Below are 24,601 nucleotides of genomic sequence, written 5' to 3' on the forward strand. Positions count from 1 at the left end.
GATTCAATATTTCTTTTTTGATTGCAAGTTTATTGATTCCTCTAACTTCTTTATAAAAAAAGTGATTTTTCCTTCTAACTACTTTAAAGAGTTAGAAATTCAACTGCCACTTTTGACTTCATCTCTTCTTTTTTGACGTATAATCATAGGTTTATGCTTGCCTTTCTTCATTTCCTCCAAATACCTTGCCAAATAGTCGTCTGTGATGCGATGGGGAACATATCCCAACCGCTGGCGAAGAATATTTTCGAGAACAAACATTTTCCGAGTGATTTTTTCATATTCTTTCCCGCTTTCTTTTCTTCGTTTACTATATAGTCCTCTGTTTGACCGAGCTTTCGAGCTTTGTAGAACACATTTAAATAATGATAGAGAGATACTCTTTCAGCTCTGGCGTACTTTAGCAAACTAAGTAGCTCAAAAGTTGACAGTCTCATAAGCTCAGGTGTAGTCTTGTCCAGATAAACTTCAAGCGAAAAATCTCTTATTCGAAATTACCCAGTTCTGGTTTTATACTCATACAGATCTATCTTTTTGCTTTTTTATTTTTTTTAAAAAAGAGTAACATTATAATTGAAATGTTACCCAATTACCTTCTTTTCATCTACTTTTTTAAAACAATAAAACAAACATAAAATGTAATTCTTCTTTAAATTTACAAATCTTGTGTATTGGTGGAATCCCACTTTTTAATTTTACGTTTTTTTCGCAGAATACCACTACTACAACAATCATGTTTCGTAGTTGCTCGAATGACAACGACCATCAACATAGGAAGAAGAAACAGTATTAAGAGGCTAATCCAAACCACAATTGTCACCCCAAAATCACTTTAGTAACAATATAGAACACAATAGCCAGATTAAAAGCTGGCAGCCTTTTAAGAGCATGAGTTACACTGGCTAGTAAGATAAAATTCTTAATTGCCTTCATCGGATTTGATAGTCGTTACGATGCAACATATCTTTTATTTCGTCAACACTTCGTGTATCGGAAATTTCAAACTGACTGTGGCTGGTCTCTTTGTTAACATAACCACCAACAGCAGTTGAGGAAGCTGCAGACATTTTAGTAACGCCCAAACTAATAAGATGGTCACGAAGTTCCGACTGCTCTCTTGTAGAAAGGATAATATCTGCTTCTGGCAAAAACAAACGCATTGCCAGCATGGCTTGAAGTAAATTTTTGTCTGTAACATTTGTTTTTGGCTGAAAATCCCCCAAATGAGGGCGCATTCTTGGAAATCCAATTCCGATTTCCGTTTCTGAATAGTTATTTTTCAAGTAAGCAGCATGAATACCGGTAAAAAACACTTCTTTCCTCCAGTCATCCATTCCTAAGAGCGCACCGATAGTAACCTTGCTCATTCCTGCTTTGCAACCCCGTTCCGGCGTATCCAACCGATATAAATAGTTTCGTTTTGGACCTTTCACATGAATTTGCTTATATATATCTTCGTTGTATACCTCCTGATGAATAGTGAGTCCGGTTATGCCACATTGAATCAATTCCCGGTATTCTTCTGTTTCCAGAGGGTGTATCTCAATTGAAAGGGAGGAAAAATATTTCTTTAAAATCGTGATACTTTCTTTAAGATATTCAATAGAGGCATGTAACCTTGATTCCCCAGTTAAAATAAGCAAGTGTTCAATTCCTGTTTTAGCTAGTGCCTGTGCCTCTGCTTCAATTTCAGACAAGGTAAGTTTTTTTCGAGAAAAATCATTGTTTATGCTGTAACTGCAATACACGCACTGATTGACGCAGAAATCGGATATATAGAGAGGGGCAAACAACTGCATAACTTTCCCAAAATGTTGAACAGTTACTTGTTGAGCCTTTTGCCCTATATCTTCTAAAAAAGGCTCTGCTGCAGGCGACAATAACGTTAAAAAATCCAACTCGTTTAACGTTGTTTTATTTATGACGTGCTTTACATCTTCATAAGTTAGTGATGAAAAATAGTCCTCAAAAGGTAAGTTCTTTTCCTCATAATATTTTTTGTAATAGCTCATTGTTCTATCCTCCTTGAAATATAAAAAAGCTTACCCAAAAAAAATAGGTAAGCTGCACTAGCGTGTTTAGCTTCCCTACGTTGGTACTAATCCAAATCAGGTTCAAAGGGTTGGATTGCTCCTCTCAGCCCAATAAGGGCACCCCTAGCTTTCTATCAAATGTTATTTGTTTTTATAAATCAAGTTTATCAAAAGAATTCCATAATAAATATGATATACATCACATAGGACATATATTGAACCTATGTGATGGATGAACTTTGTGTTTAGATGAGATTTGATTACGACCAAAGGAATTTACCACCTCTGCCATCTTTTGAACCATTCCTTGACAAAGAATTTACCAATCATTGTCTACTCTTTACCAATAAATAAACTCCTCTAATTACTTTTGTAATGTAGAGGAGTTAAAACAATCCCCACCTGTAAAACCAGATAGGGAACACGTTATTATATAGGTAAGTTTTTAAAATTTATACAAATGATTGAAAGTGTTTTTGACCAAGGTAGTAATTTTTCCAAGGTACTTTGAACGGGGCAGTTTGGTGGAATATAGACATCACATATCTTCTTCCCACAAAAGAGGCTTTTTTATTAGTACAATCCCCATGCAGTATCCATATAAATAAAAAAAAGCTTGTTTCATGGAGAGGGGAAAATCTATTGGTGTTTTTAGGCAGGATGAAGTCATTTATAGGTAAAATGGTCAAAGTTGATCAAGGTTTTCAAGAAGCAGGGGTTGGAAGGTTGTTAGATGTTTCTGATGATCATCTTGTCCTACTCACGGAAAAAGATGGGGTTGTTTACTATAATAACGATCACATAGAAAGTGTGACAGAGAATACCAAGGAATTCAATCTCGTATCTCCAGAAGATATTGGGTACAATAAAGCTAATAATTTACTAAATCTGTTAGAAACGCAAATACTCAAATGGGTCAAAATAAACAGTGATGGACCAGTAAAAATAGAAGGAGTTTTATATGATGTAAATAATGATATTATTTCATTGATTTACGATAAAGAGATTGTTTACGTTTCCTTCAACCATCTCCATCATATTAGCATAGGCTAGAATTTTGAAAAAATAAAAAATGAAGGCGATTTTTCTGGGGGTATGGTGTTATTTTTGTTGTGGTAGTCTTTAATAAGCTGTAAAGGAATTGCACAAGATGTATCAATTTATTATTGAATTTTCACTATATTCCTTTATTTTCTCGCTTTTTTTTAAATCCCTTTAAATCAACATTCTTATTAAAACAGTCAAAATAAAACATTTTGTTGAACGAATGGGTACAAGAGTTGTAGAACTAGCTGGCATTGTGGCAGCTTTTCTTAATGCTTTAAAGGGATTGTTTCCCATGGTTTAATTGCGGGTTACCCCCAACCACAAGAACCATCCCCATGGTCCCCCGGTGAGATATAAGCCTATTAAATCTTTATTTGGGTTATAAGCAACACAATCATTTTTTAAAGCCTTAAATTAAACGGCTTTCTTATCTTGAAGTTGTTTATTACTTCTTAAAACAGTGATAAAACCTTCTAATATGTCATGACTTACCGTAAACCCTTTACGCTTATAGAATTCCAAGGCATTTTCATTACCGTTTGAGACGTAGATAAAATAATCTTCTATATCATCAAATGTATTTAACCACTCCATTGACATGTTGAAAAGTTTAGATCCAATTCCGTATTGTCTGTACCCTTCCTTAATGTAAAATTGGGATAAGCAACCTACGTTTTTTCCTTTAACAGATGAAAGATCAAAAAAAGTCGCAAAATCATTTGAATACGCTTCTTTAGGAGAGATATTTGAATACACATAAGCCACTGCTTCTTTATTTTTATCCATATCTTTCACTACCACAATATAATTATGTAATGCGCTTTTAATTGATGGTACCATCCGTGTGTCAAAATTCATGCTGTTAAACAACTCTGGTTTAATTTGAGCTTTTGACTTTTGAAAGGACATGAGTTCATTGCACAAATCACGACAACATTCTATTTTTTCTTCTGAAATAACTTCATATTGTAAGTTCATAATTCCACTCCTTATATAGCACTATTCCGAAATCCCATACCAGTTACCTTCATCTAATTATTATAGAGACTTCTTTTCATCAATATCAACTTTGGAGTGTGTGTTAAATCCAAAAAACCTTCCTGCTTATTCAATTAAAGGGCCCGATTGATGAATTGCCCATTAAAAGACATATTACAAATCCTCGCACAGTGTTGGTGTCCCCCGGCACAGTACAACGTTAAATCATGAGGGCCAGACATTCTAGCCTCAAGGACAAAGAAAAAATAGTTTGACATTTAAGTCAAACCGTTAAAATTGTATTTGTTTTTGTGTGCCTAAAACTCAGTCCTGTAGCGCGGTACTGCTCTATCACTAGGTACGGCCCTTTCACCCATTATCTCCCTCAAGTCCTCTAAAGTATGTTCAAGGCTATCAATCCGAACCATTTGCATTTCGATTGTTTTTTCGGTATCTACAACCTCCCAAATAGGAAGTACTTGTTGAGTTTCTTGTTTTGGGTAAGCTATAATTAGCACCATACCTTCTTAGAGTAGCTAAGGAAAAATAGTAAAAGATATTTCATAAATAAGAACATAGTTTATAAAATAGTAATTTAGACCTCAATTAAATACATATTAATTTACTAATAATGGATAAAAAATGATAAAATAGTATCTATTGTATGATATTGGAGGATTTTGTCATGATTTATTTTTTTATTTTAATTTTTATTGCATTGGTAGTAACAAATTCTGCTTCTTTTAAAGGAAAGATTGGAGAAAAGAGGGTCAAAAACACAATTAAGAAATTAAACCCCACACTATACGTTTCCATTCATGATCTTTACATACCAATAGAGAATGGGAAAAAAACAAGTCAAGTTGATCACCTAGTTCTTTCTCATAAAGGTATATATGTAATTGAAACAAAGAATTATAAAGGCTGGATTACTGGGTCAGAACAAAGCCAATACTGGAATCAAACAAACTACAAAAGAAAAGATAAGTTTAATAACCCTCTTTGGCAAAATTACGGACATATTCAAGCTTTAAAGACTTATTTGGGAGATTTAGTAGAAAATGTTCCATTTTTCTCGATTATTGTTTTCGGAGATCAATCAGAATTAAAGTTTAAATCTGAATTCAAAAATGCATCTGTCATAAAAAGAAACAAGTTAATAGGGCTAATAAATGGGAGCACCAATTCAAACATTCTTAGTCATCAACAATTAAGGAAAATCCAGCATAAAATTGAACCATTAGTAAACATATCAAATGTAGAAAAAAATAAAGTGGCTAAAAATCATCGTAGTGAAATCCGATCCACTTTATCACAAAAAAAACAAAGCATTAAGAATAATATTTTCCCCAGATGTGGCAATCCAATGGTTAAAAGGAAAGGAATATATGGTGAATTCAAAGGGTGCAGTAAATATCCAAAATGTAAATTCACAGCATAAAAGGCAGGCTTTCCCTGCCTTTTTAGATGAAGATAATTCTAATGTGTAGGTATGTCCGTATTGACTGAACGATATTCAGGATCTCCCGAAACAATGTTTGAATTCGATATCAGGAGATTTAATCTTGCCGATAAACGATGAATTATTTAAAGAGTATTGAAGCTGGCGAACTTTCGGATGCTTATTGGAACAATATTTTGGTAACGAACTTAGATACCTCCGTTACCAGTAGTCCCTATTTCAATTTGTTTATAATGGCACAAATTTATGATAAGGATAATGCCTTTTTATCAAAGTCAATAACAGTAAGTCATTTAATCGAAGAACGTGGGGATGTCCATCATATTTTCCCGAAAAAGTATCTTCAGAAAAATGGGATCAATAATCGTGGAAAATATAATCAAATCGCCAACTATGTTTATACAGAACAAATTGTAAACCTTTCGATAAAGGACAAAGCCCTTTCCAATTATATGGAGCTTGTCAAGGTACAGTGCAATGGCGGGCAAATTGCAATAGTAGAAATCACAAACGAAGACGAATTAAAGTCGAACATGGAAATGAACTGTAGCCCTTTATCGATATTTAATTTAGACTACACCGATTACGAGGAATTTCTAAAGGAACGCAGACAACTTATGGCCAATAAAATTCGCCTTTTTTATGAAAAATTATGATGAATGAAGAAGAGCTGCACAAATTGGGCAGCTCTTTTTAAGTATATTATAAAGCGCTGGAAGAACCTGCAACTAAATCTTTTTTAATCTCCGGCTTGAATACTTTGCTAGATACCTATCAATCGCACCCCTTCCTTTTAGGCAAGCTGGATTTAGAAAAGTCCAGATATGGCCTAAAAAATAGGTAGAATAGGTCTAAAATCTGCTCTTATGAACAAATTTCAAAGAAAAGGCATCCGAATGGGCTCATTCGGATGCCTTTTCCTACACTCTGACAGGCTCTAAAATAAGAATCTGTCTATATTTATTCTTATAATTAAGAAGCTTTTCGTACGTTAGCTGCTTGTGCTCCACGTTGACCTTGCTCAACGTCAAAAGTAACTGATTGACCTTCTTCTAATGTTTTATACCCTTCGCCTTGGATAGCTGAGAAATGAACGAATACGTCTTCTCCACCTTCACGTTCGATGAATCCGAAGCCTTTTTCGCCGTTAAACCATTTTACTTTACCTTTTTCCATTTGTGTTGCCTCCTAGTGTGTTAACACACACAATGTTACTATCCCTGCTCTCAGTGATCTTCAAGACGAAAAGTTTTAACTAATACTATCCTTTTCACCGAACAAAAATAATTCTTCCTTATAATAGCACTTTTTGGAATTAATTGCAAGCTTAATATATATAAGACGAATTTCCAAATTTTTGTCGTATAGACCCGACCATTCAGAAGTTCGTCAGCTTAACCTTTTTCTTTTAGGTGTACTTGCATCCTCACCATATTCAATCGACTCAAGCACCACGAACTACACCACTCCCTCAAGTAGGGTTCTGGCAGTTATTACTTAGAATTGAAGCAGAAAATATTGCTTCAGGTATCTCATAAAAATTAGAGTGACTTTATAAGCCACTTTCATTAAATTAGGATTATCCTTAATTGTATGCTACACTTTGTTTACCATTTGATTTACTGTTTTCATGTTCCCTACTCATTCGTGAGTGGGGTTCTTTGTTTTTTATTGCATAAAAAAACAGACTCTATTTTTAGAGTCTGTCCAGATTGTAGACAAAAGGCATTCCGAATGTCCCTATTCGGGGCCTTTTTCAATTCTTAGCCATTTATATGTTAAATTTTTCTTTAACAAGACCCCTCCGGGGTCATTTTTTAGCCCATTTTTGGGCTACTCCAAGTCCATGTAGCCATCTTCTTTAAATTCATGGTAGCAAAAGTAAGCATCGCCTGCATGGACAATTTTTTTAGACCTCTTAAGGTTGTCCATCGCATACCATGCTTTTCTTTTGCATCCGTAAAAACACGTTCAATCGTTTCCTTACGACGTGCATATATCATTTTATTCTCTCCTGTATGACGGAGATGTTCAGCTTCCTCAAGATACTCCTCCCAAACATGCCGTTGAATAAGTTTTTGATGATTTTTACTCTGAGTACACTGTGATAGAAGCGGGCAATCCTTACACTTAGCAGGATTAGAGAAGTACTGACGATAACCCTCTTTAGTAGTTGTACTGTATTCAAAAATTTGTCCTTCTGGACATATGTAACAATCATAATGTTCATCGTAAACAAAGTCGTATTTTTTCAAATATCCATCTTTCGTTCGAGGGCGTGTATATGGTAAAACAGGGCGAACCTCATTTTCGATTAAATATTGAGCAATGGCAGGAGTTTTGTATCCTGCGTCTGCTGCTATAGCATCAGGTTTTCCTTGCTTTTTAATTACCTTTTCAACAAGTTGCTCGAAGACGGCACTATCGTGTATATTACCAGGAGTTACAATTACATCAAGCACAAAACCATTTTGTTCAGCAGCAGTGTGAAAAGAGTAGGCAAACTGTTTCGTACGCTCATCTTTCACATAATACCCACTTTCCGGGTCAGAGGTGCTTTCCTTGATCTCTTTATGTTCTTCTTTATTAAATTTATCTGAAGGGATTGGCTTTTTTCCATGGTTTTCTCGGTCAGAATTTATCTCTTCTTGTAAACGTGCATGGTATGCCTTCGTTTCCTTTTGAACCACTTTCTTTTCGAATTTATTCTTATTTGCATTTGCTTTTACGTGTGTTGAATCAATAAATACATGTTCATTTCTGAGTAGCTTTTTATCTGCGGCTTCCTCTAAAATCCGATAAAATATCTGTTCAAATATATCTGTCTCCTCAAACCGTCGTTCGTAGTTTTTACCAAATGTTGAAAAGTGCGGTACTTTATCATAAAATCCAAAGCCTAGAAACCAGCGATATGCCATATTTGTTTCAATTTCTTTTATAGTTTGACGCATTGAACGAATACCGAAGGTATATTGGATGAATGCCATCTTAACTAAAATAACAGGGTCAATACTTGAGCGTCCCCGTTCAGTTGAATATAAATCTTCAACCATCGGATAGATAAATGAAAAATCTATTGTAGCCTCCATTTTACGAACTAAATGATCAGCAGGTACAAGTTGATCTAGGGCTATCATTTCTACTTGATCACGATTGATCTGTGTATTTTTAGTAAGCATTTCATCTACCCCGTTTAAACCTTTTACCTAAATTATATAAAAGGCTGTGTTTATGTACTATATTTATTTTTACACACTGTTGATTGGAGTGGAAGGCGCGAAGACTCCTGCGGGAGCAGCGGGACAGGTGAGACCCCGCAGGAGCTTTAGCGACGAGGAGGCTCACCGCCCGCCCCGCGGAAAGCGAAGCGCCTGGAACGGAAATCAACAGACTAGTATAACGCAGCCAAACAAAAAAGACTGTCGATAAATCCAAAATCCTTCGGATTTGTCGACAGTCTGAACAGACTCTATTTTTAGAGTCTGTCTATTGGTTTTATTTAATCTTTACGAACATTAGCTGCTTGTGGTCCACGGTTTCCTTGTTCAACGTCGAAAGTAACTGATTGACCTTCTTCTAATGATTTGTAGCCTTCACCTTGGATCGCTGAGAAATGAACGAATACGTCTTCTCCACCTTCACGTTCGATGAATCCGAAGCCTTTTTCGCCATTAAACCATTTTACCTTGCCCTTTTCCATTTGTTTTGCCTCCTAGTGTGTAAAAACACACAGTGTTATACTATCCTTGCTCTCAGTGATCATAAAGACGAAATTTAAACTTAAACAAATCCTTTACACCGAACAAAGATAATCTGATTAATTTTTAACATATTTTGTAAATAATCGCAAGGGGAAAATTCCACAGCTCGTAAAAACTGTTATTTTCTTACGATTTCTTTAATATAATGATTGCAGTATATTTTGTATCTGGATAAACCCCATACTCAGTATGCGTGCTTATAGCAAGTGGAACAGAATTATATTTAACATCTATAAGCTTTCCTTCCTCTAATGTGCCAAGAAAATCATTAACTACCCGAGTAAATTCTGCGAAGTCTGTACTTTCAAAACCTTTTGCCTCATACATAAATTTATCCCTCCTTCATCTAATCTTTCTACACAAAAGGCATATTCTCCTGTAAGAACTCCATTTATATAAATTCCTTTCACCCGTCTTATTTGTTTGTAATATTATGTACTTTTGTTTTTCAGCTATTCTGCCACGACGTTAATAAAAGATAAATTCTCTTTCAAGGCATTTCCTCCGATAATGATCCTATTCATTTATCATTATATTTTACAGCTCCCCCCGTTTTCACTCACAATAATGTTAGTCGAATTAGAAAAAAGGCTGTAGAAACAGCCTTGACTTGTTGAAATAAGCATCTTTCAACTATGTAGTAAATTGACAAGTTGTTTTAATTCATACTTGTCTACCACTAATCATCTTTTATGGCATTTGAAAATAACCGTAGAGGGAGAAATTTTCGACCTTGCCCCTGAATACCATTTTGCTTGATTCTTTAGCCTTGAATTTGCATTAGTCGCATATTGGTTATATTCATATTCTGGTAGTAATATCGTAATCATGTTTGTATGGATACGGGATACCAACCTCCATAAATTGGTTTTCAAGCAACTTTGTTACTTTTGCAATTGATGGTAAATTTAACAGTTCCAAATGGACCTCGAATAAATTGGTTTCAATGGCATGCCCAATCGCCAGGATATTACCTTTTTCAAAGGTAATCAATGATTCTTTATACCATTTATTTAGACATTCATTTCGATAATTCGGCTGGTATCGTATAGTTAGAGGTTCATGGATTGAGTGCTTTATAAAAGGAGAGTGCAGGATTTGGTGCCTGTGCCTACCCCCGGTAAGCTAAACCAACAACTCAATCGAACTCTCCATTCCGAAGGACCTATTACGAGGAAAGATTATCATTAATTCTTTTATTCTTGCAAAGGATAAAATAGAACAAAAAATGCAAATTTCACATTGAAGGCGACTTTGGCAGGGTCTAGGTCAGTGGTTTAACCCCTATTCTTCAAACAAAATATCAAGCCGAGGCTTTGGCCAATCAGTTACTGCAAAGTATCATTAGTTATCAAAACACGGCCAATATTAACCGAAACCATCGAGTCCATATGATTTATGAACGAGAAAATCAACGTGAAACCAAATATCAAGTTTACCCGGGCATAAATGAGTTTACAAAATTCTTGAAAACTCATTTGACAAAGTTAATCCAAATCTCCACCCCAAAACCAGGACAAAACGTCCATGATGTCTATTAGCAAAATCGAATAGGTTTAAAGTCGAAAAAACATTTATCTCACTTGGGTTATTTGAAATGCTAGATCAAGTCTTGTATGAGGTAAAGGGCGGAGATAATCCAGAAATATTTATGCGGATCAATACTAAGCTCCAAATTTAAACTGCAATAAGAAATGCGTAAAATTATCAAAGTTCGATTCTAAATAATGTGCATAAACGACATCAGGTTTCCGTTGCGATGCCTTCCTTCCTTTTAGAGAATGAGGTCAAAACAGAAGAATTTTGGGATATATTGAGGATTTTTTCCTTGGCCTGATTCCAGCCGAGGTATTGGAGAGAGTAAATAGTTAGATAAAGTTTCCCCAATGTCGAGGAAACATTAGGGATTTTTTTAATACTGCATAATAATTTAAACAGAATAAATAACACCTGGTATCCGATTCCATGCTTTGTGAACTTTATACTTTCCGTTTAGCCTTTTCTATTTGTAGTGTAATTATCTCCCCTTCCAAATCACGGTTTACCATTTTATTTATAAACATAGAAGGGTCATGGTAAAATCCAACCAGTTCTCTTTTAATTGAAATCTGTACAATTCCATTTTATTTCATATCATCCACCTGAATTAAATAGATCTTTTCTTTGAATCCACCCCGATTTACTTCTTTCATTCTTCGAACCTCTTCTAACATTTCAAAGGAGGAACCATGACATCGAGCTAATGAAATAATGACTTCAAGGAGATCAGCTAATTCTTCGATCGCATCCTGATCATTATAAGTTTCCACATATTCTTCCAGTTCTTCATATATTTTATTTTTTAATTCCATTATATATTCATCGTTGTCTAGTATCTTTGTTATAGGTTGTTTTCCAGTATTTTTTATAATTTGGGGTATACGGTCTCGGACTAATTTGTAATTTGTAGACATTCAGGTTTCCTCCGTCAAAATGATAGAGCTGAGTAAAGTAATAAAGTTAATATCCAATTAGATTCCTGGACTCCATGTAACAGAATATCCATTATAGATTGTATATTGGTATAGTTGAATTAATTTTTGTTCTTTATAATTCATAAATAAATCGCTTGGTTCATTCTTTATTTCATTAGATAGTTTTTGATTTCTTTCCAGTAAGTGGTCTAGGAATTTTTCTTCTGCTATCTTATCACTCTTCTGAAGGTTGCATTTTTGACATGCGATGACTAGATTCCAAAGATTATCATTTTGAATAAAACTCCAAGGAATAAAATGATCAACATGTGTATTTCTCTTTTCTTTTTTAATCACCTTACCACAATAAAAGCAATTTTCTTCATCATACTTTCTTAGAATTTCTAAAAATTTTGAAAGGGATTCTCTTTGGGAAATTACCTCTACTTTACCTAGGATATAATTAATGTTAGGGACAGTATTATTATTTTCTAAGAATTTCGTATTGATAATTTGTTAAATATGTAACCGTTCTTTGATGTTTTTGCAAGAATCTATAAACTGGGGCATTAAATTTAAGGTATTCACGTTTAAGATCAAACTCATAAAAATAAGAATTTGTATCAGAATAAAATGCACCTATAACATATCTTTTTCCGATATTTTTAATTTTCTCCAATATTTCAATTTGGAAGTCATCTGGTAACTTATCAAAAGTCCATTCACTTGGAATGGAATATTTTAAACAAAAGTCTTCTAAATTTTTTTGAATGCTAGAGGGTTGCTTTTTTGAATTAGATTGCCAAAGCTGATGATGTATTACTAAATTCCAATAAATTTTTGTAAAAGAATAGAATAAATCACTGAATTTTAGTTCTAGATTTTCGTTTACATTATATAGATTTTCTATTAATGACTTAAGTAAACCATACTTATAAGACATCGTTGTCGATCCATAACTATAAAATTGGTTTAAGGCTTTCCAAATATCCTCATCAGTAACATAAGTTTGTTTAATTTCTCCTACCTTTAAATCCCAGCCAGCCAATATTACACCCCCTGGGACTATATTATAACAAAATTTAACAATGGAATTTTTGTTTTGATTAATATTATAAATTTTGTCGGTATTTATGTTACACTTTTATTACAACCTTTAGAAAAACCATTCCATATTAACATAGTGTAGGTGATTTTTATGAAAGAAATCAGGAGAAGAGAAATAGAACTTCTTGCTAAGATATGTTATGAAAACAATTTTCATCTAAAACTTGCTAAAGATTTAATAAAAGTTGCTGAAAGATTATCTTATGAAAATGTAAGCCAAGGGGCAAGGATAAAAGAATATCAAGAACTGATTGATTTCCATATAAAAAATTCTGAAAATAATAATCAATGATAAGGTGATTTAATAAATGTTATTTAAGAAATTAGTATTTGTAAATTATAAAACATATTATGGTCACCAAGAAATTGATCTCTATATACCAAAAGAAATAAGAGATGAAAAACATCAAAATATTATACTTCTTGGTGGATTAAATGGGGCAGGAAAAACCACTTTTCTAAAAGCCATCCTTTATGTGCTTTTTGGTAAAAGGGGAATGTCTGAAGCTGAACATAAAAGGTTGTTTTCTAATGTAATTAACAATACCTTCTTTGATGAAGGTGGTCGTGAATGCTCAGTGTCATTATTACTTGAAACTGATGCTGGTGAGGAATGGAATCTAAAAGTTAAATGGTATTTTGACAATGTTAAACGAGTCTCCCATGAAGAGAGAGCACTAGAGGTAAAAGGTCCTAAATCCAAACATGCCAAACATGCACGTATTGATAATATTGAAGTTTATAACAGGTTTATAGACAAAATTATCCCCTATTATGCTGCTCCGTTTTTCATTTTTGATGGAGAAGAGATAAAAGAAATTATTCTTAGACAAAATAGTCACGAAATGAAAGAAGCAATCCATAAAATTACTGGTATGGAATCATATAAACTTCTTTTAAACGATTTCCGTTCATTAAAAAGCTCGTTAGAAAATAAACTGGCTAAATCAGTTTCACAGATTAAGCTAACCTCTATACAAACAGAGCTAAATGAAATTAATAAATCTATAGATTCACTGGAATCTAAGAGAGAAAAATATTTATCTGAAGTTAAAAATTTTGAAAAACTAATTAATGAAACAAAATTAGAGCGTAATAATAAAATTTCCCAAAATTCTAAATCGCGTGAAGTAATAATTAAAAAACAGACTCGTACTGCTACGGAGTTAAATTTTGCTAAAGATGAATTGAATTCATTCCTTAAACAAAATATGATCAACATAATTTTAACAAATAAAATTTCAAATTTGAAAAAACAACTTAGATTAGAAAATGAAATTAGTCATAAAAGGATTTTACAAAACTCTTCCCTGACACCATATAGAAATTTTATGAATCAATTATTGAGTAAAAGCATTGATCCTCCTTTAACAAATGAACAATTGATGCAAATCAAAAAACTCGGTGAAGAAGTTTGGATTAAAGAAAATGATATAAGAAATACTATTCCTTCTGATTTTATAGAAATACATGATATTACCAGTAATGATTATAGCTATTTACAAGGCATACCTATAAAAGACAAATTACAAGTGACTCAATTAATTAGTAAAATTGATAAACTTCAAAATGAATTAAATTCACTTGAAATTGAAATCCGCAATGCACCACAGGAAGTTAATATTGACGATGAAAACTATAAGATTGACGTACTTGGAAAGAAATTAGGAGAACAGACTTTAAAATTAAAATCAGTATTAAAAAAATTATCTGTAGCTAAAGATGAAAAAACCACTTTACAGAATAAGTTAACCCGTTTAGCCGGACAAGATGAAAGTTTAGAAGAACTACAAAGGAAATATGTGGAAGTAGAATTAACTATTAAAGTATTAGAACAATATGTTACTGAATTAACTAGAATGAAGGCGACATATATTAAAGAAGAATTTTCTATGATGTTAAAACGTCTATTTAGAAAGCAAGATGAATTTGGAAAAATCGAATTTGATATTAATACTTATAGTATCAGACTTTATAATGATCGTATGCAGGAAATAAGCATACAAGACAGGTCAGCAGGTGAAATGCAAATGATTTCATCAGCTTTAATATGGGCTTTAACTAAAGCTTCTGATTTATCATTACCGATGGTTATCGATACTCCCCTTGGTCGTTTAGATAGTTATCATAGAAACCACCTGATTAACTTCTATTATAAAGAATTAAGTGAACAAGTAATCATACTTTCAACTGATACAGAAATTACCAAAGAATATGTAAATCTGATGAAAGAAAATTCTTATAAACAATATATGTTAGATTATGATGAAAGAAAAAAATATACCATAATTAGGGATGGATATTTTAAATTTGTAAAAGGGTGATTAAATGTCTAATCGAAGAATGCAATTATCTGAGAGAGGTAAGAAGATTTTAGATAGTGTTGCTGATATCTTGGAAGTAGAAAGACCATTTGCAGTCAAGATTGCTCTTGCAAAAGGTATATCAGTTTCAAATGGACCAGTCGCCGAGGAATTTGATGGAGGAAAAGATAAGTGGACAATCCCAGATAATATTATAAAAGACAAAGAATTCCTTTTGTTTAAACATATAATAATAAATGAAGTTGAAAAACCATTAAATGAAGACGAATTACACAAACACATGCTCTCTTTTATTGAAAAAGGTTTAAGAAAGTTGAACGATGAACTTGAAAACAAAACCTCTATGGAAGATTTTAGACTAATAATATTATAATAAAACTCCCACCTATGAGGTGGGAGTTTTATTATAATCTTTCCGATAAAGGGTTAATATCAACAATCGTAACAGTTGGATTTGATAACTCCCCGTTTGCTTGTAAAATCGGACCGTGAACAATACACTGCCCCTTCTTTAAAGATGCCAGTTTATTTTCCCAGTACTTTTTCTCCTGGTTATCCTTTGAAATACTTGCTGCAATATTTGATAATTCTTGTTCTGGAGGTGAAAAGTAAATTTTTTGAGATGCATTTTGAAGTCTTGCTAGCTCATCAGCATCTAATTGAGATTTAAGAAATTGAGTTGCATACCATGCAGACCAACCAAATTTTCTTCCTTCCGTTAAGATTCTCGCAGAAGGTGATTTTTCTGTATGATCTAGATTTTGGGCTTCATCCATAATGACTGGCATTGGTTTATTTTTATTACCAAACCTAATGGAGTAATTCCATAAATCCCAAAGAATAAACTCTGTTATTATCAATTGAACATCCCTTGGAAACCCAGTGAGTTGTATAATATAAACTTCTCCCTGACTCTCAACAATATCTTTCCAGTTAATTTCATTGTCAATACTAAAAGGATTTCGGTCAATTAAAGGCCTAATTTGTGATAATGCTGTTTTGGCATATGATGATCCGTCTTCTTCAAGAAGATCTTTTAATTTTACTAAACTCATTTGGTTCTCATACCGATCTAACCCAAGTAATATCGCTTCGTATATAGCATTTTGTTGTTGAATCCCTAATGTTTTATATACGGCTGCAAAAACACTTTTAATTCTTTCAGCCACATCAGTATTGGATTCTGGTAACTGAATTCCTCCGATATCTCTAACATTTTTTTGGAAAGGATTAATCGGAAGCTTTTCACTATATACTATTTTCTGCTTAAGTTTATTACCTAAATATTCAACAAACTCTGGTTCTAACTGATTTGGCAAGAAGCCTTCGGTATAGTCAATTACGATGCTTGGAATTCCAAGTTTGGACTTTTCAAGGAGCAAACATTGCATAAAATACGTTTTACCCTGACCTGATTTACCGGAAATCAATAAATGTCTATTGGCTAAACCTCTATTTCCATATTCCCAATAAATATCACGACTTGAATTTTCTGCCCTACCAATTTTAATTCTCACTGATTCTAGCTGAGTTGGTGAATTCTCAATAATCGAATCATCACTCATCTCATCTACAAGAAAATTATTTGTTTCTTTTTCTGGCATAAGATGGGCACCCTCAATTAATGTCTGACTTTTTTCTTCATCTTCTCGCTTGAAACTTTTGGAAAGTTCACCTGAATCATTATCTTCATTTTCCGGAGCAATTGGTAATCGACTGCTGTTCTCTGGATTTTTCTTCACCACGTACTCTTCTTTTAATACACCTGTATTCAAAATTTCAGTTTTATTACCTTTTAACTGATATCTTGATGAAAGCATTTCTTCTTTAATAAAATCATTTTCTTTATCTTGTATCCAGTCTCTCATCTCTACAATTGGAATTACTAAACCTTCATAACCATCCTTTTCAGTGAGATTTAAAAATAATACTCGTTCATCCAAAGTAGCGCTTCTGAAAAATGCACCTTTTTGGAAAGATAAAATAGCGCCATCTCCAATATAATCATTTAGATTATTAGAAACCTCGAACTGATCCTTTAATAATTTTTCAATAATTTCTTCAGTTAATTGGTAATTTTTTCCTTCCCAAAATTTACTTTGATCAAGTTTCTTAGCATTGGAAATCAGTAACTGGACAAAGAAATTACGATAAAATTTTCCCGTAAAAGTTTCACCAAATTCACCTGTTAGGGATTCCATGATTACCTTTTTAGTTTTATGAACTTGTACCCGTGCCTTATCTAATACTTCCCCCCTATTAAATCCTATTTTAACTTCAATAGGATAAAAATGAATTAATAAATCATCCCCATTTTTTTCTAAACCTAATAACAAAAGATCATCACTATGACTCCCTTTTACACCAAGGTTTTTTGCAGTAAAAATCCCTTCAGATTTATTTAAGCTAACTGCCCCAGCAACCCTCAAAATCTCTTCAAGCGAAATTGGTACCCATAATATGTTAGGATGATCCAAATAAGAAACAGAGTACTTTATAGCCGAAATAATACTCAACTTCTCTCGATCATAATGGCCCTTGCTACCAATGATTCTTAATAACCATTCTCCGTTAAAAGTATTAAACGCTTTAATTGTAGAAAGAACATTCTCATCTGTCCCCTCTACTTCTTTTTGATTTAGAAATTCCTTAATAACAGCATAATATTGTTGAGATTTATCTGTGACGGTTATAGCATCATAGCGACTGGAAGAGGAATACTGATCACTATAATGGATTACAACTAAATTTCCATCATATTTATTAAAAAACTCTAAATCCACAGAAGGATCGACAAAAGTCACCCAGTATGATGATTTAAATATCTTTTCTAATGTTTCCTCGTCTGCCGTGGTAGTTCGTGAGAATATTGCTTCTCCTTTACGATAACTATCGTTTCCGCCATTTCTTAAATTGGCTGCTAATTCATTAATATAATAGACTGTACTGATTAGGTAATTTTCTTTATTTACACTATAAGTTTTGGTTCCGAATCCACTCTTATAAGTTTCTTCATCTTTCATCGAGGGAACACTAGAGTAAAGCCCATCTATAGAAACACCTGAAATCATTTCTTTGATTGGTTGAACGGCGTGATGTTCTTGTGCATGCATTTTATAAAACGAGATATGTGCATATCGAAGTTCCTCATTTGGTTCTTGTTTGTAAAAGAACAGCTTCTCCCTAATAATCCTTAATATATCATCGGGATCAATATCTTTAGCTTTCAATTTAATATCAAAAAGTTGTTCAAACTCTTCAACTGTTTCGACCCTTGCATAATAGTCAAAATAGCTTTCCGAATTATCCACTTTATATAAGGTCACTTCAATCGGTATTAGACCTTCAGGGCCGCCGGAGTTTAGTTCCTTAAGAATCCACTGGAATAATCCACGAACAACTTCGCGGTCATTAATAATATTAATTACATTTAATTGTAACGGAGCTTGAGATTTTTCGATAAACAGGTATGAAAAATGCTCTTTGAATTGCGTAATTTTATCATTAACCACTTTAGCTAAATAATGATTCGCATCAGAAACGGTTACCTTCTGAACGGGTTTAAAAAGTAACCATTCCATTGCAGCCTGTTGATGATCCGGTTTAAATAATGTTTCCTTTTCGTTATAAATAAAAGGTATTAACGCATCAGGATTTAGTCGGTTTAGGATATTATTCTCAACCTCTTCCGATTGTAACATTTCATAAGTCTTAAGTTTAAACGCAATCATTACAGGATGAAATGGTGTGAAATAAATAACACCATCAGAAAAGATTGTCCCTAACTTAAATAAGTCTCTACCTTTTCTGCCCGCAGGAGAACCTCCTTTAAAACTTTGGATTTCTTTTTGATATTCTGTTAATAGATCAAGTGACCTTTCTTTTAACTCATCAGTTACAGTACATAAACTTGGAATCGAATTTTGAATTTTAAAGTAAGTTAAATAACGACTATATGCTTCTCTCAAGTCATCACTTAATTCAAGGTTTTCACCGACTAATCGATCCGAATTAATACTTGCAGATCTTAAGCCCTCATCAACCCACTGATTCTCCCACTCAAAATACTCTCGATACTCTGAGTGAAAATAAAACTCTCGGTTCTCTAGAACTAAACGATTATTTTCTTTAATCCATTGAATATCTTTGCCGGTCTCCCTTGCTATTTTCCAAATACGCTGACCAGCAATAGGCATCGCATCTGGTAATTCATTTTTCAACAGAAATGGCACTAAAACCTGATCAAACTTAATATTTATTTTTAATTCGTCATCATCATTAAAAGCTTCAGGAAGTGGGGTGATGACTAATTTCTCATCTTCAGATACACTAACTACCTGATCGTTCTCCTTTATTTCAACTTTTTTTAGATCCATACCATTATTAAAAGTTAATTCATCCTCTTCATAATGGAGTTCTATATATCCTTTACCAGGATTTAAAGCGTATTTTGATTTATATGAATCTAAATAAATTGGGTCGCAAGGGATGACAGCAATAGAAAATTCTCCACCTAATGCAGCCTTACCATCATGCTTATAAGCAAACTTTACAAAGGTTACCTTACCTTTTTCATTAACCACTTTTACTGAAATATTTTTATTTTTAACATCAGCCATAACTTTTTTTGTAAACGTATTTTGAATGGTAATATAATCCGATGATAAAGTTTTGATATTGCCTATTAGGTTAAAAGAAACTTGTAATTCAATTTCATCTAATTGATCAGGATTAAAAATAATAATTTGTCTCTTTCTCTTACCAGAGCTGGTTTCACTAAGCGGCTTATCCCAATAAATTAATTTGTTAGCGATTTTGAGGGATTCAAAATCAATCTTCATCTTCTTCGTTGTCTTTTTAAAATCCTCATGGTATTTATGCACTTTAGGAAATAAAACTTCTTTCCATTCTTCACCTTTTAAATCCTTGCTGCCTTCGGGAGTAAATTTATTTTCTAATACATCTTGTTCCAAACCAAAATCATGTACCCTTTTAACAAAATCAAATAATTCCCTATTTTCTTTTATCCGTTCTTTTTGTTCTTTACCTTTAAATTTGTCTAAATCGGGATCTTTGAATAAACCAAATTTATGATAATCCTGGTCATCTATAGATCCTTTTTGTAAAGTAGTAAAAATATCTTCAAAATCAAAGAATGTAATTTGTTGAAAGGATTGTTCTTTTAACAAATTCTCTAAATTATCTAATAAAATAATACGGTCTACCTTTTCTAACACACTATTTTCTATATCATTTTTCAAATTTTTAAATAGAGATGCATAATGCAAGGGCATACCTTCTTTTTGAAGATCACTGCTTCCCCCCTGAATAGAATCTAGCTGTTCAGAAACAATACTAATCAATGCAGTATCTTCCCAGACCCCTTTTTGCTCACCAACTAGGTTTCTTAAAGTTACAAGGAAGTCTGGTTTGACATTTTCAGCAGTGTAAGCCACCACTAATTTAATATTACCGAATGGTATATAAAAGGTTTTATATTCTTCACCTTTTTCATGTTTGTATGAAAATTCTTTAGTATTTTCAATGTTATTAAAGGCATTTACCAAATCTTCTAAATCAGATTGTTTATCTAATTGAAGGTAATATCTGTCCCCTGATTTAATCACAGGTTTTAAATGACCAGTTAACAACGATGATATATAGTTATAAAATTGGCTTGACATATTGAGCATCACCACTATCACTTTTTTTATCGATAATATTGAGTTTATCATAAAGGTTAATGATTTCCTTTTTGGAATATCGGTCAAAAGCGACCCCTCTTTTTTCAAACTCGTTAAATAATTCGTTTAAAGGTATTCTTCTATCCTTTACCGAAACGGCAGTTAATAATAGAAGAAAATCATGTTTTATATTTAATACTTGACCAATACTACCTCGTGATTTGATAAAATGACTAGCACCTAGGTCTTCTAAGTTTTTACCAAACTTCTCTGCAACCCCTTTACTTGTCCCTTGCTTTAAACATTTAAATAATACTTTAAAAGCCTCATCTAAAGTCTTTGAATCATCATTAACTTTTACATTTGATGCCCAATCAGAATAGTCTTTTATCCATTCTTTAACCTCTATGAAGGCAAGTTCTTCAAACTCAATTCCACGTTCACTGATTAATTGATAAAGCTGACTATAAGTCATAAATGGCTTAGGATCATGTTTCTCAGTAAAACAGTTATGACTTAATTGCGACATGGTATGGATATGTGGAAAAAGATTTTCCATTTTTTCCTTTATAAGTTTAAAACCATCAAATTCTGCTGCTTGTCTTCGTTTACTCATCGATTCCCATTCTAATCCAAAATAAAAAGGGTGTGCCTGGTTGTAATCCGCCTTAGTAAACTGGTCAAATTTAAAAACTAATTGACAAGCATACATAAAGATATAGAAATGTGTAATCACTGGAAATGAAGTAAGAAAATAGTCTTTATGACGGCTTAAAAACATAATATCTTCCTGATAATTCTTTGTAAGCGAACTTAGTAATGGTTGGTATTGTTGGTTTATTGGCCCTGTTTTGTCTAGCGCAAATATGTTGTCAAGGATTAATTCTGAAAGAATGTTGTCCGAAACTTTTTCTTTAAAAATGGAAGTAATTTCTTTATTATCTTGAATTAAAATATCTTTCATGAAATTTGCATACTTACCAAATTCATTTTTATGTTTTTTTTCAACCTTAATATAGTTAAATAAAAAGGGATGTATCGGTTTAATTTCATCTTGGTTAAACAAATAATCATCAAGAAATCGAATAAAATCATAGCGATCATCTTCTTCATTAAACTCTACCGCGTTAGCAATATGCTCACTTAGTTCGTTTTCCTCCGAAGACATATAAAACTCTTGCTTCTTTATGGATTTTTCATTTAATTCTAATTCGCAAATATTTCTAACGAATTCACCAAGGACTTTACTAAATTGATCTCGAATGGCTCCGGTTCTTTTTGTCAGAAATGGTAAGACATCTAATGCCTTCCCAGTATCATGTTTTCTCTTTGTCTTTAATAAATTGATTAAATAGTCTCTTTCTAATAACTGTGCCATTTATAAATTACTCCCTTTCAAATACGAAAGCTCCAAAGTCGTCACGTTTAATAATGTAATAAGTGTTCTCTTTAGGGAATTGTACCAAAATGTTATCTTTTTTCTCCCCAAAATCCATTATTTTTTCAATAAATTCAACGAATCTAATGGCATCTTCTTCGTCTTTTTTATTTGGACGATACCCTTCGATAACTTTGATTAACAAAGAATATAAAGGATAATCAATGTCCAAGAAAATTTTGTTCTCTGAATTCCCACCATGATATGCAAGTAAAATTGACGATTTAAATGTATCTAGGACTTCATTGGTATTCTGTTTTAGATGCTCAATCGTTGGACGCAAATTTAACTTTTGAGCTAATCTGTATTTTTCTGAAGTTCTATCCAAATACAAATGTTCTTTTCTTGGGCTTCCTCTCCATTTGAATATGGCTTTTTTTATTTCTTCATAAAACCCTTTGATTTCCTTTCTACTTCCTGCATTAAAGTAGTACAGATTTCTTAAATAATCCAAATACCCAGGTTCAATAATATTTTCAGCAAATTTTTTATTAGTTAAATATGTGACTCTAATGAAAGATTCAAAAAACACATTAAAAGAAGTATCTGTTAAATTATGCTGAGATACAAAAGGTGCAAGCCAATTTTTCGAAGTATCTTCCAACACATATCGATCCAAAATAGGGTTCCAGTCATTGATGGTATTTAATTCAATCACTAATTGATCGATGTGTATTGATCGACGGTGAATCGGGTCTATTTGACTTAATGCATTTAAGATGGTAGATCTTTCATTTCTGTTAAATAAAAGAGTAGGTAAAGAGTGATTTAAGATATCAAATTCAGATAAACGGTTCGTATTTGCTAATTCATCAGGAATTAAAATATCAGCCACAAAATTTAGAAAAGCTCTTGCAGAAATAACTAATTTTTTCTTAACAATGGTTTGAATAATTAATTGTACAACTTGCTCTTGAACAAATTTATTTTGCAAAAATGTATAGTTCTCGTGAACCATAGAATGAATCTTTCTATTTTCATCTTCCTTTAAGGCTAAGTAAAACGGATTGTCTTCTAATGGATTTAATATCCGTTGAATTAATGAAGAATAAAAGTAAGATCTGGGGCCATTCTCGCCTAGTTCATAAGAGTGGTAATCACCAAAATTTAGTAAATCAAAGGTTTCATTACTGAAATGCGTTGTGATGTTCTGTGAAAACAAATCACTTTGATAAACAAATTGTTTCAATTTGTTGTAGGAATATTCCTTATGTTTAACATTTATAAAATTGTGTAGTACCCCCATATTTATAGCCAAAATAACTTTTTCTTCTGACTCATTGACCCTTTCATCAGAAAAACTGTTTAAAACCTCTTCTAGGGTCTCTAAAGCGTTTTTATTGGGTGAGAAGCTCTCTGTTGCATCATTATAAATCGTATACTGATTAATTAATTCTGGCTTTTTATTTTTTAGATAAGCTAATAAGTGAGACTTTCCATCCCCCACACTTCCGCATAAAAGAATTAAGTTTCCCTCTTTACGACCTTTATTCCGTTCGAGTATAACTTCTAAGTCCATTTGTATCTTTCGGTCCACATGTAAATAATCCTTAAAAGAACTAAATTGACTCGCATTTTCAATCGCTTCTTGTGATGAATCCTTGAGCCTTCTTAACTCACGTAATAAGAAGCTTTCTCCCTTCTCAATATCCATATTTAAGATAGATTGAGCTTTTTTCTGCACTACTGAATCTTCAAATGAAGGACAATGTTCCTTGTCTAAATCTTCATTTATCTTTGGTTCCCTGTCTTCTAATTCTGGATTCTTTTCGTCCGAAGGAATTTGTAAGTTACCTGAACCTAAAAGTTCCAATATTTGTTTATTAATCATTTCTTTAATGTCGTCCTTATGTCTCGGTTTTGGAACCTCATATAAAGGTAATTTAGTTTTATGGTTGGATGAATACGATTCGTAAAACCAAACTCCTACCTTATACATTTCTTTATGTAACTTATATGCTTCTGTAATGTCATTAAAGTTCCCTACGTGAGCGGCCTTATTTCCTGATAAGCGGATAATATCTAGTGATTGTTGGTGCTCACGCTTTATATAACCCTCTCTAGTTAAGTAAGAGATCTTTTCATGTAAGGATGATAAAAAAGGTGCATCAATTTTTTCTTGTTTAAAAACCTCATTCAGTATGGCCTCAGTAAATAATCTTGCTTTCACAATGGAGCTAGCAGGGTCTTCAAAAAGTAATTCTTCCATTTTTTTCGCATTTAGTGCTGCTACCGGTGCAATTTCATCTAAAAAATTCAAAAAATAGTTCTGCTGGGGATTCATTTTCCATCATCTCCAAATACTTTTGTCACT

At 32.8% G+C, this 24,601-nt stretch carries 19 protein-coding genes, 1 pseudogene and 1 riboswitch; of the genes and pseudogenes, 7 read left to right on the top strand and 13 right to left on the bottom strand.

Going from position 1 to position 24,601, the window contains the following annotated elements:
- Positions 1–929 precede the first annotated feature (929 nt).
- Positions 930–2,012, bottom strand: coding sequence for a ThiH family protein (gene thiH, locus ACFQZ9_RS01915; protein ID WP_498942068.1), 1,083 nt, complete (start codon positions 2,010–2,012; stop codon positions 930–932).
- Positions 2,013–2,067: 55 nt separating this feature from the next.
- Positions 2,068–2,168, bottom strand: a riboswitch (TPP riboswitch).
- A gap of 507 nt (positions 2,169–2,675) precedes the next feature.
- On the opposite strand from thiH, the gene ACFQZ9_RS01920 reads away from it, so the two are divergent.
- Complete coding sequence (locus ACFQZ9_RS01920; RefSeq protein ID WP_498942070.1) at positions 2,676–3,086, top strand: hypothetical protein; 411 nt, start codon at positions 2,676–2,678, stop codon at positions 3,084–3,086.
- A gap of 408 nt (positions 3,087–3,494) precedes the next feature.
- Here ACFQZ9_RS01920 and ACFQZ9_RS01925 read toward each other — a convergent pair whose 3' ends face one another.
- Positions 3,495–4,058: a GNAT family N-acetyltransferase gene (locus tag ACFQZ9_RS01925; RefSeq protein WP_498942072.1), complete on the bottom strand. Its 564-nt coding sequence runs from the start codon at positions 4,056–4,058 to the stop codon at positions 3,495–3,497.
- Between the two features lie 685 nt (positions 4,059–4,743).
- On the opposite strand from ACFQZ9_RS01925, the gene ACFQZ9_RS01930 reads away from it, so the two are divergent.
- Complete coding sequence (locus tag ACFQZ9_RS01930; RefSeq protein ID WP_498942073.1) at positions 4,744–5,499, top strand: NERD domain-containing protein; 756 nt, start codon at positions 4,744–4,746, stop codon at positions 5,497–5,499.
- 137 nt (positions 5,500–5,636) lie between these two features.
- On the top strand, positions 5,637–6,176 hold the full coding sequence (locus ACFQZ9_RS01935) for a hypothetical protein (RefSeq protein ID WP_498942074.1): 540 nt from the start codon (positions 5,637–5,639) through the stop codon (positions 6,174–6,176).
- 316 nt (positions 6,177–6,492) lie between these two features.
- Here ACFQZ9_RS01935 and ACFQZ9_RS01940 read toward each other — a convergent pair whose 3' ends face one another.
- A complete protein-coding gene (locus ACFQZ9_RS01940) occupies positions 6,493–6,696 on the bottom strand; it encodes a cold-shock protein (protein ID WP_198313821.1) in 204 nt (67 codons plus the stop codon).
- Between the two features lie 641 nt (positions 6,697–7,337).
- A complete protein-coding gene (locus ACFQZ9_RS01945) occupies positions 7,338–8,699 on the bottom strand; it encodes an IS1182 family transposase (RefSeq protein WP_498942075.1) in 1,362 nt (453 codons plus the stop codon).
- A 36-nt stretch (positions 8,700–8,735) separates the two neighbouring features.
- Here ACFQZ9_RS01945 and ACFQZ9_RS01950 point away from each other — a divergent pair.
- Positions 8,736–8,915: pseudogene (locus tag ACFQZ9_RS01950) on the top strand (hypothetical protein).
- 104 nt (positions 8,916–9,019) lie between these two features.
- Here ACFQZ9_RS01950 and ACFQZ9_RS01955 read toward each other — a convergent pair.
- The 6 genes from ACFQZ9_RS01955 to ACFQZ9_RS01980 form a co-directional block, all read right to left on the bottom strand.
- Positions 9,020–9,220 carry a cold-shock protein gene (locus tag ACFQZ9_RS01955; protein ID WP_133337187.1) on the bottom strand — a complete coding sequence of 67 codons (201 nt, stop codon included), beginning with the start codon at positions 9,218–9,220 and terminating at the stop codon, positions 9,020–9,022.
- Between the two features lie 187 nt (positions 9,221–9,407).
- A complete protein-coding gene (locus ACFQZ9_RS01960) occupies positions 9,408–9,608 on the bottom strand; it encodes a sporulation protein Cse60 (protein ID WP_498942076.1) in 201 nt (66 codons plus the stop codon).
- Between the two features lie 474 nt (positions 9,609–10,082).
- Positions 10,083–10,274 (bottom strand): hypothetical protein, encoded by a 192-nt coding sequence (locus ACFQZ9_RS01965; protein WP_498942077.1) that lies wholly within the window; start codon positions 10,272–10,274, stop codon positions 10,083–10,085.
- Between the two features lie 1,130 nt (positions 10,275–11,404).
- Entirely contained in the window at positions 11,405–11,734 is a 330-nt protein-coding gene (locus ACFQZ9_RS01970; protein WP_498942078.1) for a nucleoside triphosphate pyrophosphohydrolase, read from the bottom strand.
- A gap of 57 nt (positions 11,735–11,791) precedes the next feature.
- On the bottom strand, positions 11,792–12,091 hold the full coding sequence (locus ACFQZ9_RS01975) for an HNH endonuclease domain-containing protein (RefSeq protein WP_498942079.1): 300 nt from the start codon (positions 12,089–12,091) through the stop codon (positions 11,792–11,794).
- A gap of 127 nt (positions 12,092–12,218) precedes the next feature.
- Complete coding sequence (locus ACFQZ9_RS01980; RefSeq protein WP_498942080.1) at positions 12,219–12,782, bottom strand: hypothetical protein; 564 nt, start codon at positions 12,780–12,782, stop codon at positions 12,219–12,221.
- Positions 12,783–12,932: 150 nt separating this feature from the next.
- Between ACFQZ9_RS01980 and ACFQZ9_RS01985 the strand changes: the two genes are divergently transcribed.
- Genes ACFQZ9_RS01985 through ACFQZ9_RS01995 form a run of 3 tightly spaced genes read left to right on the top strand, consistent with a single transcriptional unit; the run spans position 12,933 to position 15,538 of the window.
- A complete protein-coding gene (locus ACFQZ9_RS01985; RefSeq protein ID WP_498942081.1) occupies positions 12,933–13,133 on the top strand; it encodes a DNA modification system-associated small protein in 201 nt (66 codons plus the stop codon).
- A gap of 16 nt (positions 13,134–13,149) precedes the next feature.
- Positions 13,150–15,165, top strand: coding sequence for a DNA sulfur modification protein DndD (gene dndD / locus ACFQZ9_RS01990; RefSeq protein WP_498942082.1), 2,016 nt, complete (start codon positions 13,150–13,152; stop codon positions 15,163–15,165).
- 4 nt (positions 15,166–15,169) lie between these two features.
- Complete coding sequence (locus ACFQZ9_RS01995) at positions 15,170–15,538, top strand: hypothetical protein (RefSeq protein ID WP_498942083.1); 369 nt, start codon at positions 15,170–15,172, stop codon at positions 15,536–15,538.
- A gap of 31 nt (positions 15,539–15,569) precedes the next feature.
- Here the strand turns inward: ACFQZ9_RS01995 and dptH are convergent, their stop codons facing one another.
- The 3 genes from dptH to dptF are packed head-to-tail and all read right to left on the bottom strand — an operon-like array spanning position 15,570 to position 24,571.
- Positions 15,570–20,849, bottom strand: coding sequence for a DNA phosphorothioation-dependent restriction protein DptH (gene dptH / locus ACFQZ9_RS02000; RefSeq protein WP_498942084.1), 5,280 nt, complete (start codon positions 20,847–20,849; stop codon positions 15,570–15,572).
- The gene (dptG, locus tag ACFQZ9_RS02005) at positions 20,830–22,227 is read right to left on the bottom strand and encodes a DNA phosphorothioation-dependent restriction protein DptG (protein ID WP_498942085.1); all 1,398 of its coding nucleotides are present in this window, start codon (positions 22,225–22,227) and stop codon (positions 20,830–20,832) included. Before dptG ends, dptH begins: the two co-directional genes overlap by 20 nt.
- 7 nt (positions 22,228–22,234) lie before the next feature.
- The gene (gene dptF, locus ACFQZ9_RS02010; protein WP_498942086.1) at positions 22,235–24,571 is read right to left on the bottom strand and encodes a DNA phosphorothioation-dependent restriction protein DptF; all 2,337 of its coding nucleotides are present in this window, start codon (positions 24,569–24,571) and stop codon (positions 22,235–22,237) included.
- Between the last annotated feature and the right edge of the window lie 30 nt (positions 24,572–24,601).

Source organism: Neobacillus sp. GCM10027624, assembly GCF_042675345.1.
Lineage (GTDB): Bacteria > Bacillota > Bacilli > Bacillales > Cytobacillaceae > Neobacillus > Neobacillus cucumis_D.

What these genes read in the sequence shown, in the direction of transcription:
- ACFQZ9_RS01995 (WP_498942083.1), top strand. Translation starts at nt 15,170, where the DNA reads ATGTCTAATCGAAGAATGCAATTATCTGAGAGAGGTAAGAAGATTTTA.
- dptH (WP_498942084.1), bottom strand. Translation starts at nt 20,849, where the DNA reads ATGTCAAGCCAATTTTATAACTATATATCATCGTTGTTAACTGGTCAT.
- thiH (WP_498942068.1), bottom strand. Translation starts at nt 2,012, where the DNA reads ATGAGCTATTACAAAAAATATTATGAGGAAAAGAACTTACCTTTTGAG.
- ACFQZ9_RS01960 (WP_498942076.1), bottom strand. Translation starts at nt 9,608, where the DNA reads ATGTATGAGGCAAAAGGTTTTGAAAGTACAGACTTCGCAGAATTTACT.
- ACFQZ9_RS01940 (WP_198313821.1), bottom strand. Translation starts at nt 6,696, where the DNA reads ATGGAAAAAGGTAAAGTAAAATGGTTTAACGGCGAAAAAGGCTTCGGA.
- ACFQZ9_RS01930 (WP_498942073.1), top strand. Translation starts at nt 4,744, where the DNA reads ATGATTTATTTTTTTATTTTAATTTTTATTGCATTGGTAGTAACAAAT.
- dptF (WP_498942086.1), bottom strand. Translation starts at nt 24,571, where the DNA reads ATGAATCCCCAGCAGAACTATTTTTTGAATTTTTTAGATGAAATTGCA.
- ACFQZ9_RS01985 (WP_498942081.1), top strand. Translation starts at nt 12,933, where the DNA reads ATGAAAGAAATCAGGAGAAGAGAAATAGAACTTCTTGCTAAGATATGT.
- ACFQZ9_RS01935 (WP_498942074.1), top strand. Translation starts at nt 5,637, where the DNA reads ATGAATTATTTAAAGAGTATTGAAGCTGGCGAACTTTCGGATGCTTAT.
- ACFQZ9_RS01955 (WP_133337187.1), bottom strand. Translation starts at nt 9,220, where the DNA reads ATGGAAAAGGGCAAGGTAAAATGGTTTAATGGCGAAAAAGGCTTCGGA.
- ACFQZ9_RS01925 (WP_498942072.1), bottom strand. Translation starts at nt 4,058, where the DNA reads ATGAACTTACAATATGAAGTTATTTCAGAAGAAAAAATAGAATGTTGT.
- ACFQZ9_RS01945 (WP_498942075.1), bottom strand. Translation starts at nt 8,699, where the DNA reads ATGCTTACTAAAAATACACAGATCAATCGTGATCAAGTAGAAATGATA.
- dndD (WP_498942082.1), top strand. Translation starts at nt 13,150, where the DNA reads ATGTTATTTAAGAAATTAGTATTTGTAAATTATAAAACATATTATGGT.
- ACFQZ9_RS01970 (WP_498942078.1), bottom strand. Translation starts at nt 11,734, where the DNA reads ATGTCTACAAATTACAAATTAGTCCGAGACCGTATACCCCAAATTATA.
- dptG (WP_498942085.1), bottom strand. Translation starts at nt 22,227, where the DNA reads ATGGCACAGTTATTAGAAAGAGACTATTTAATCAATTTATTAAAGACA.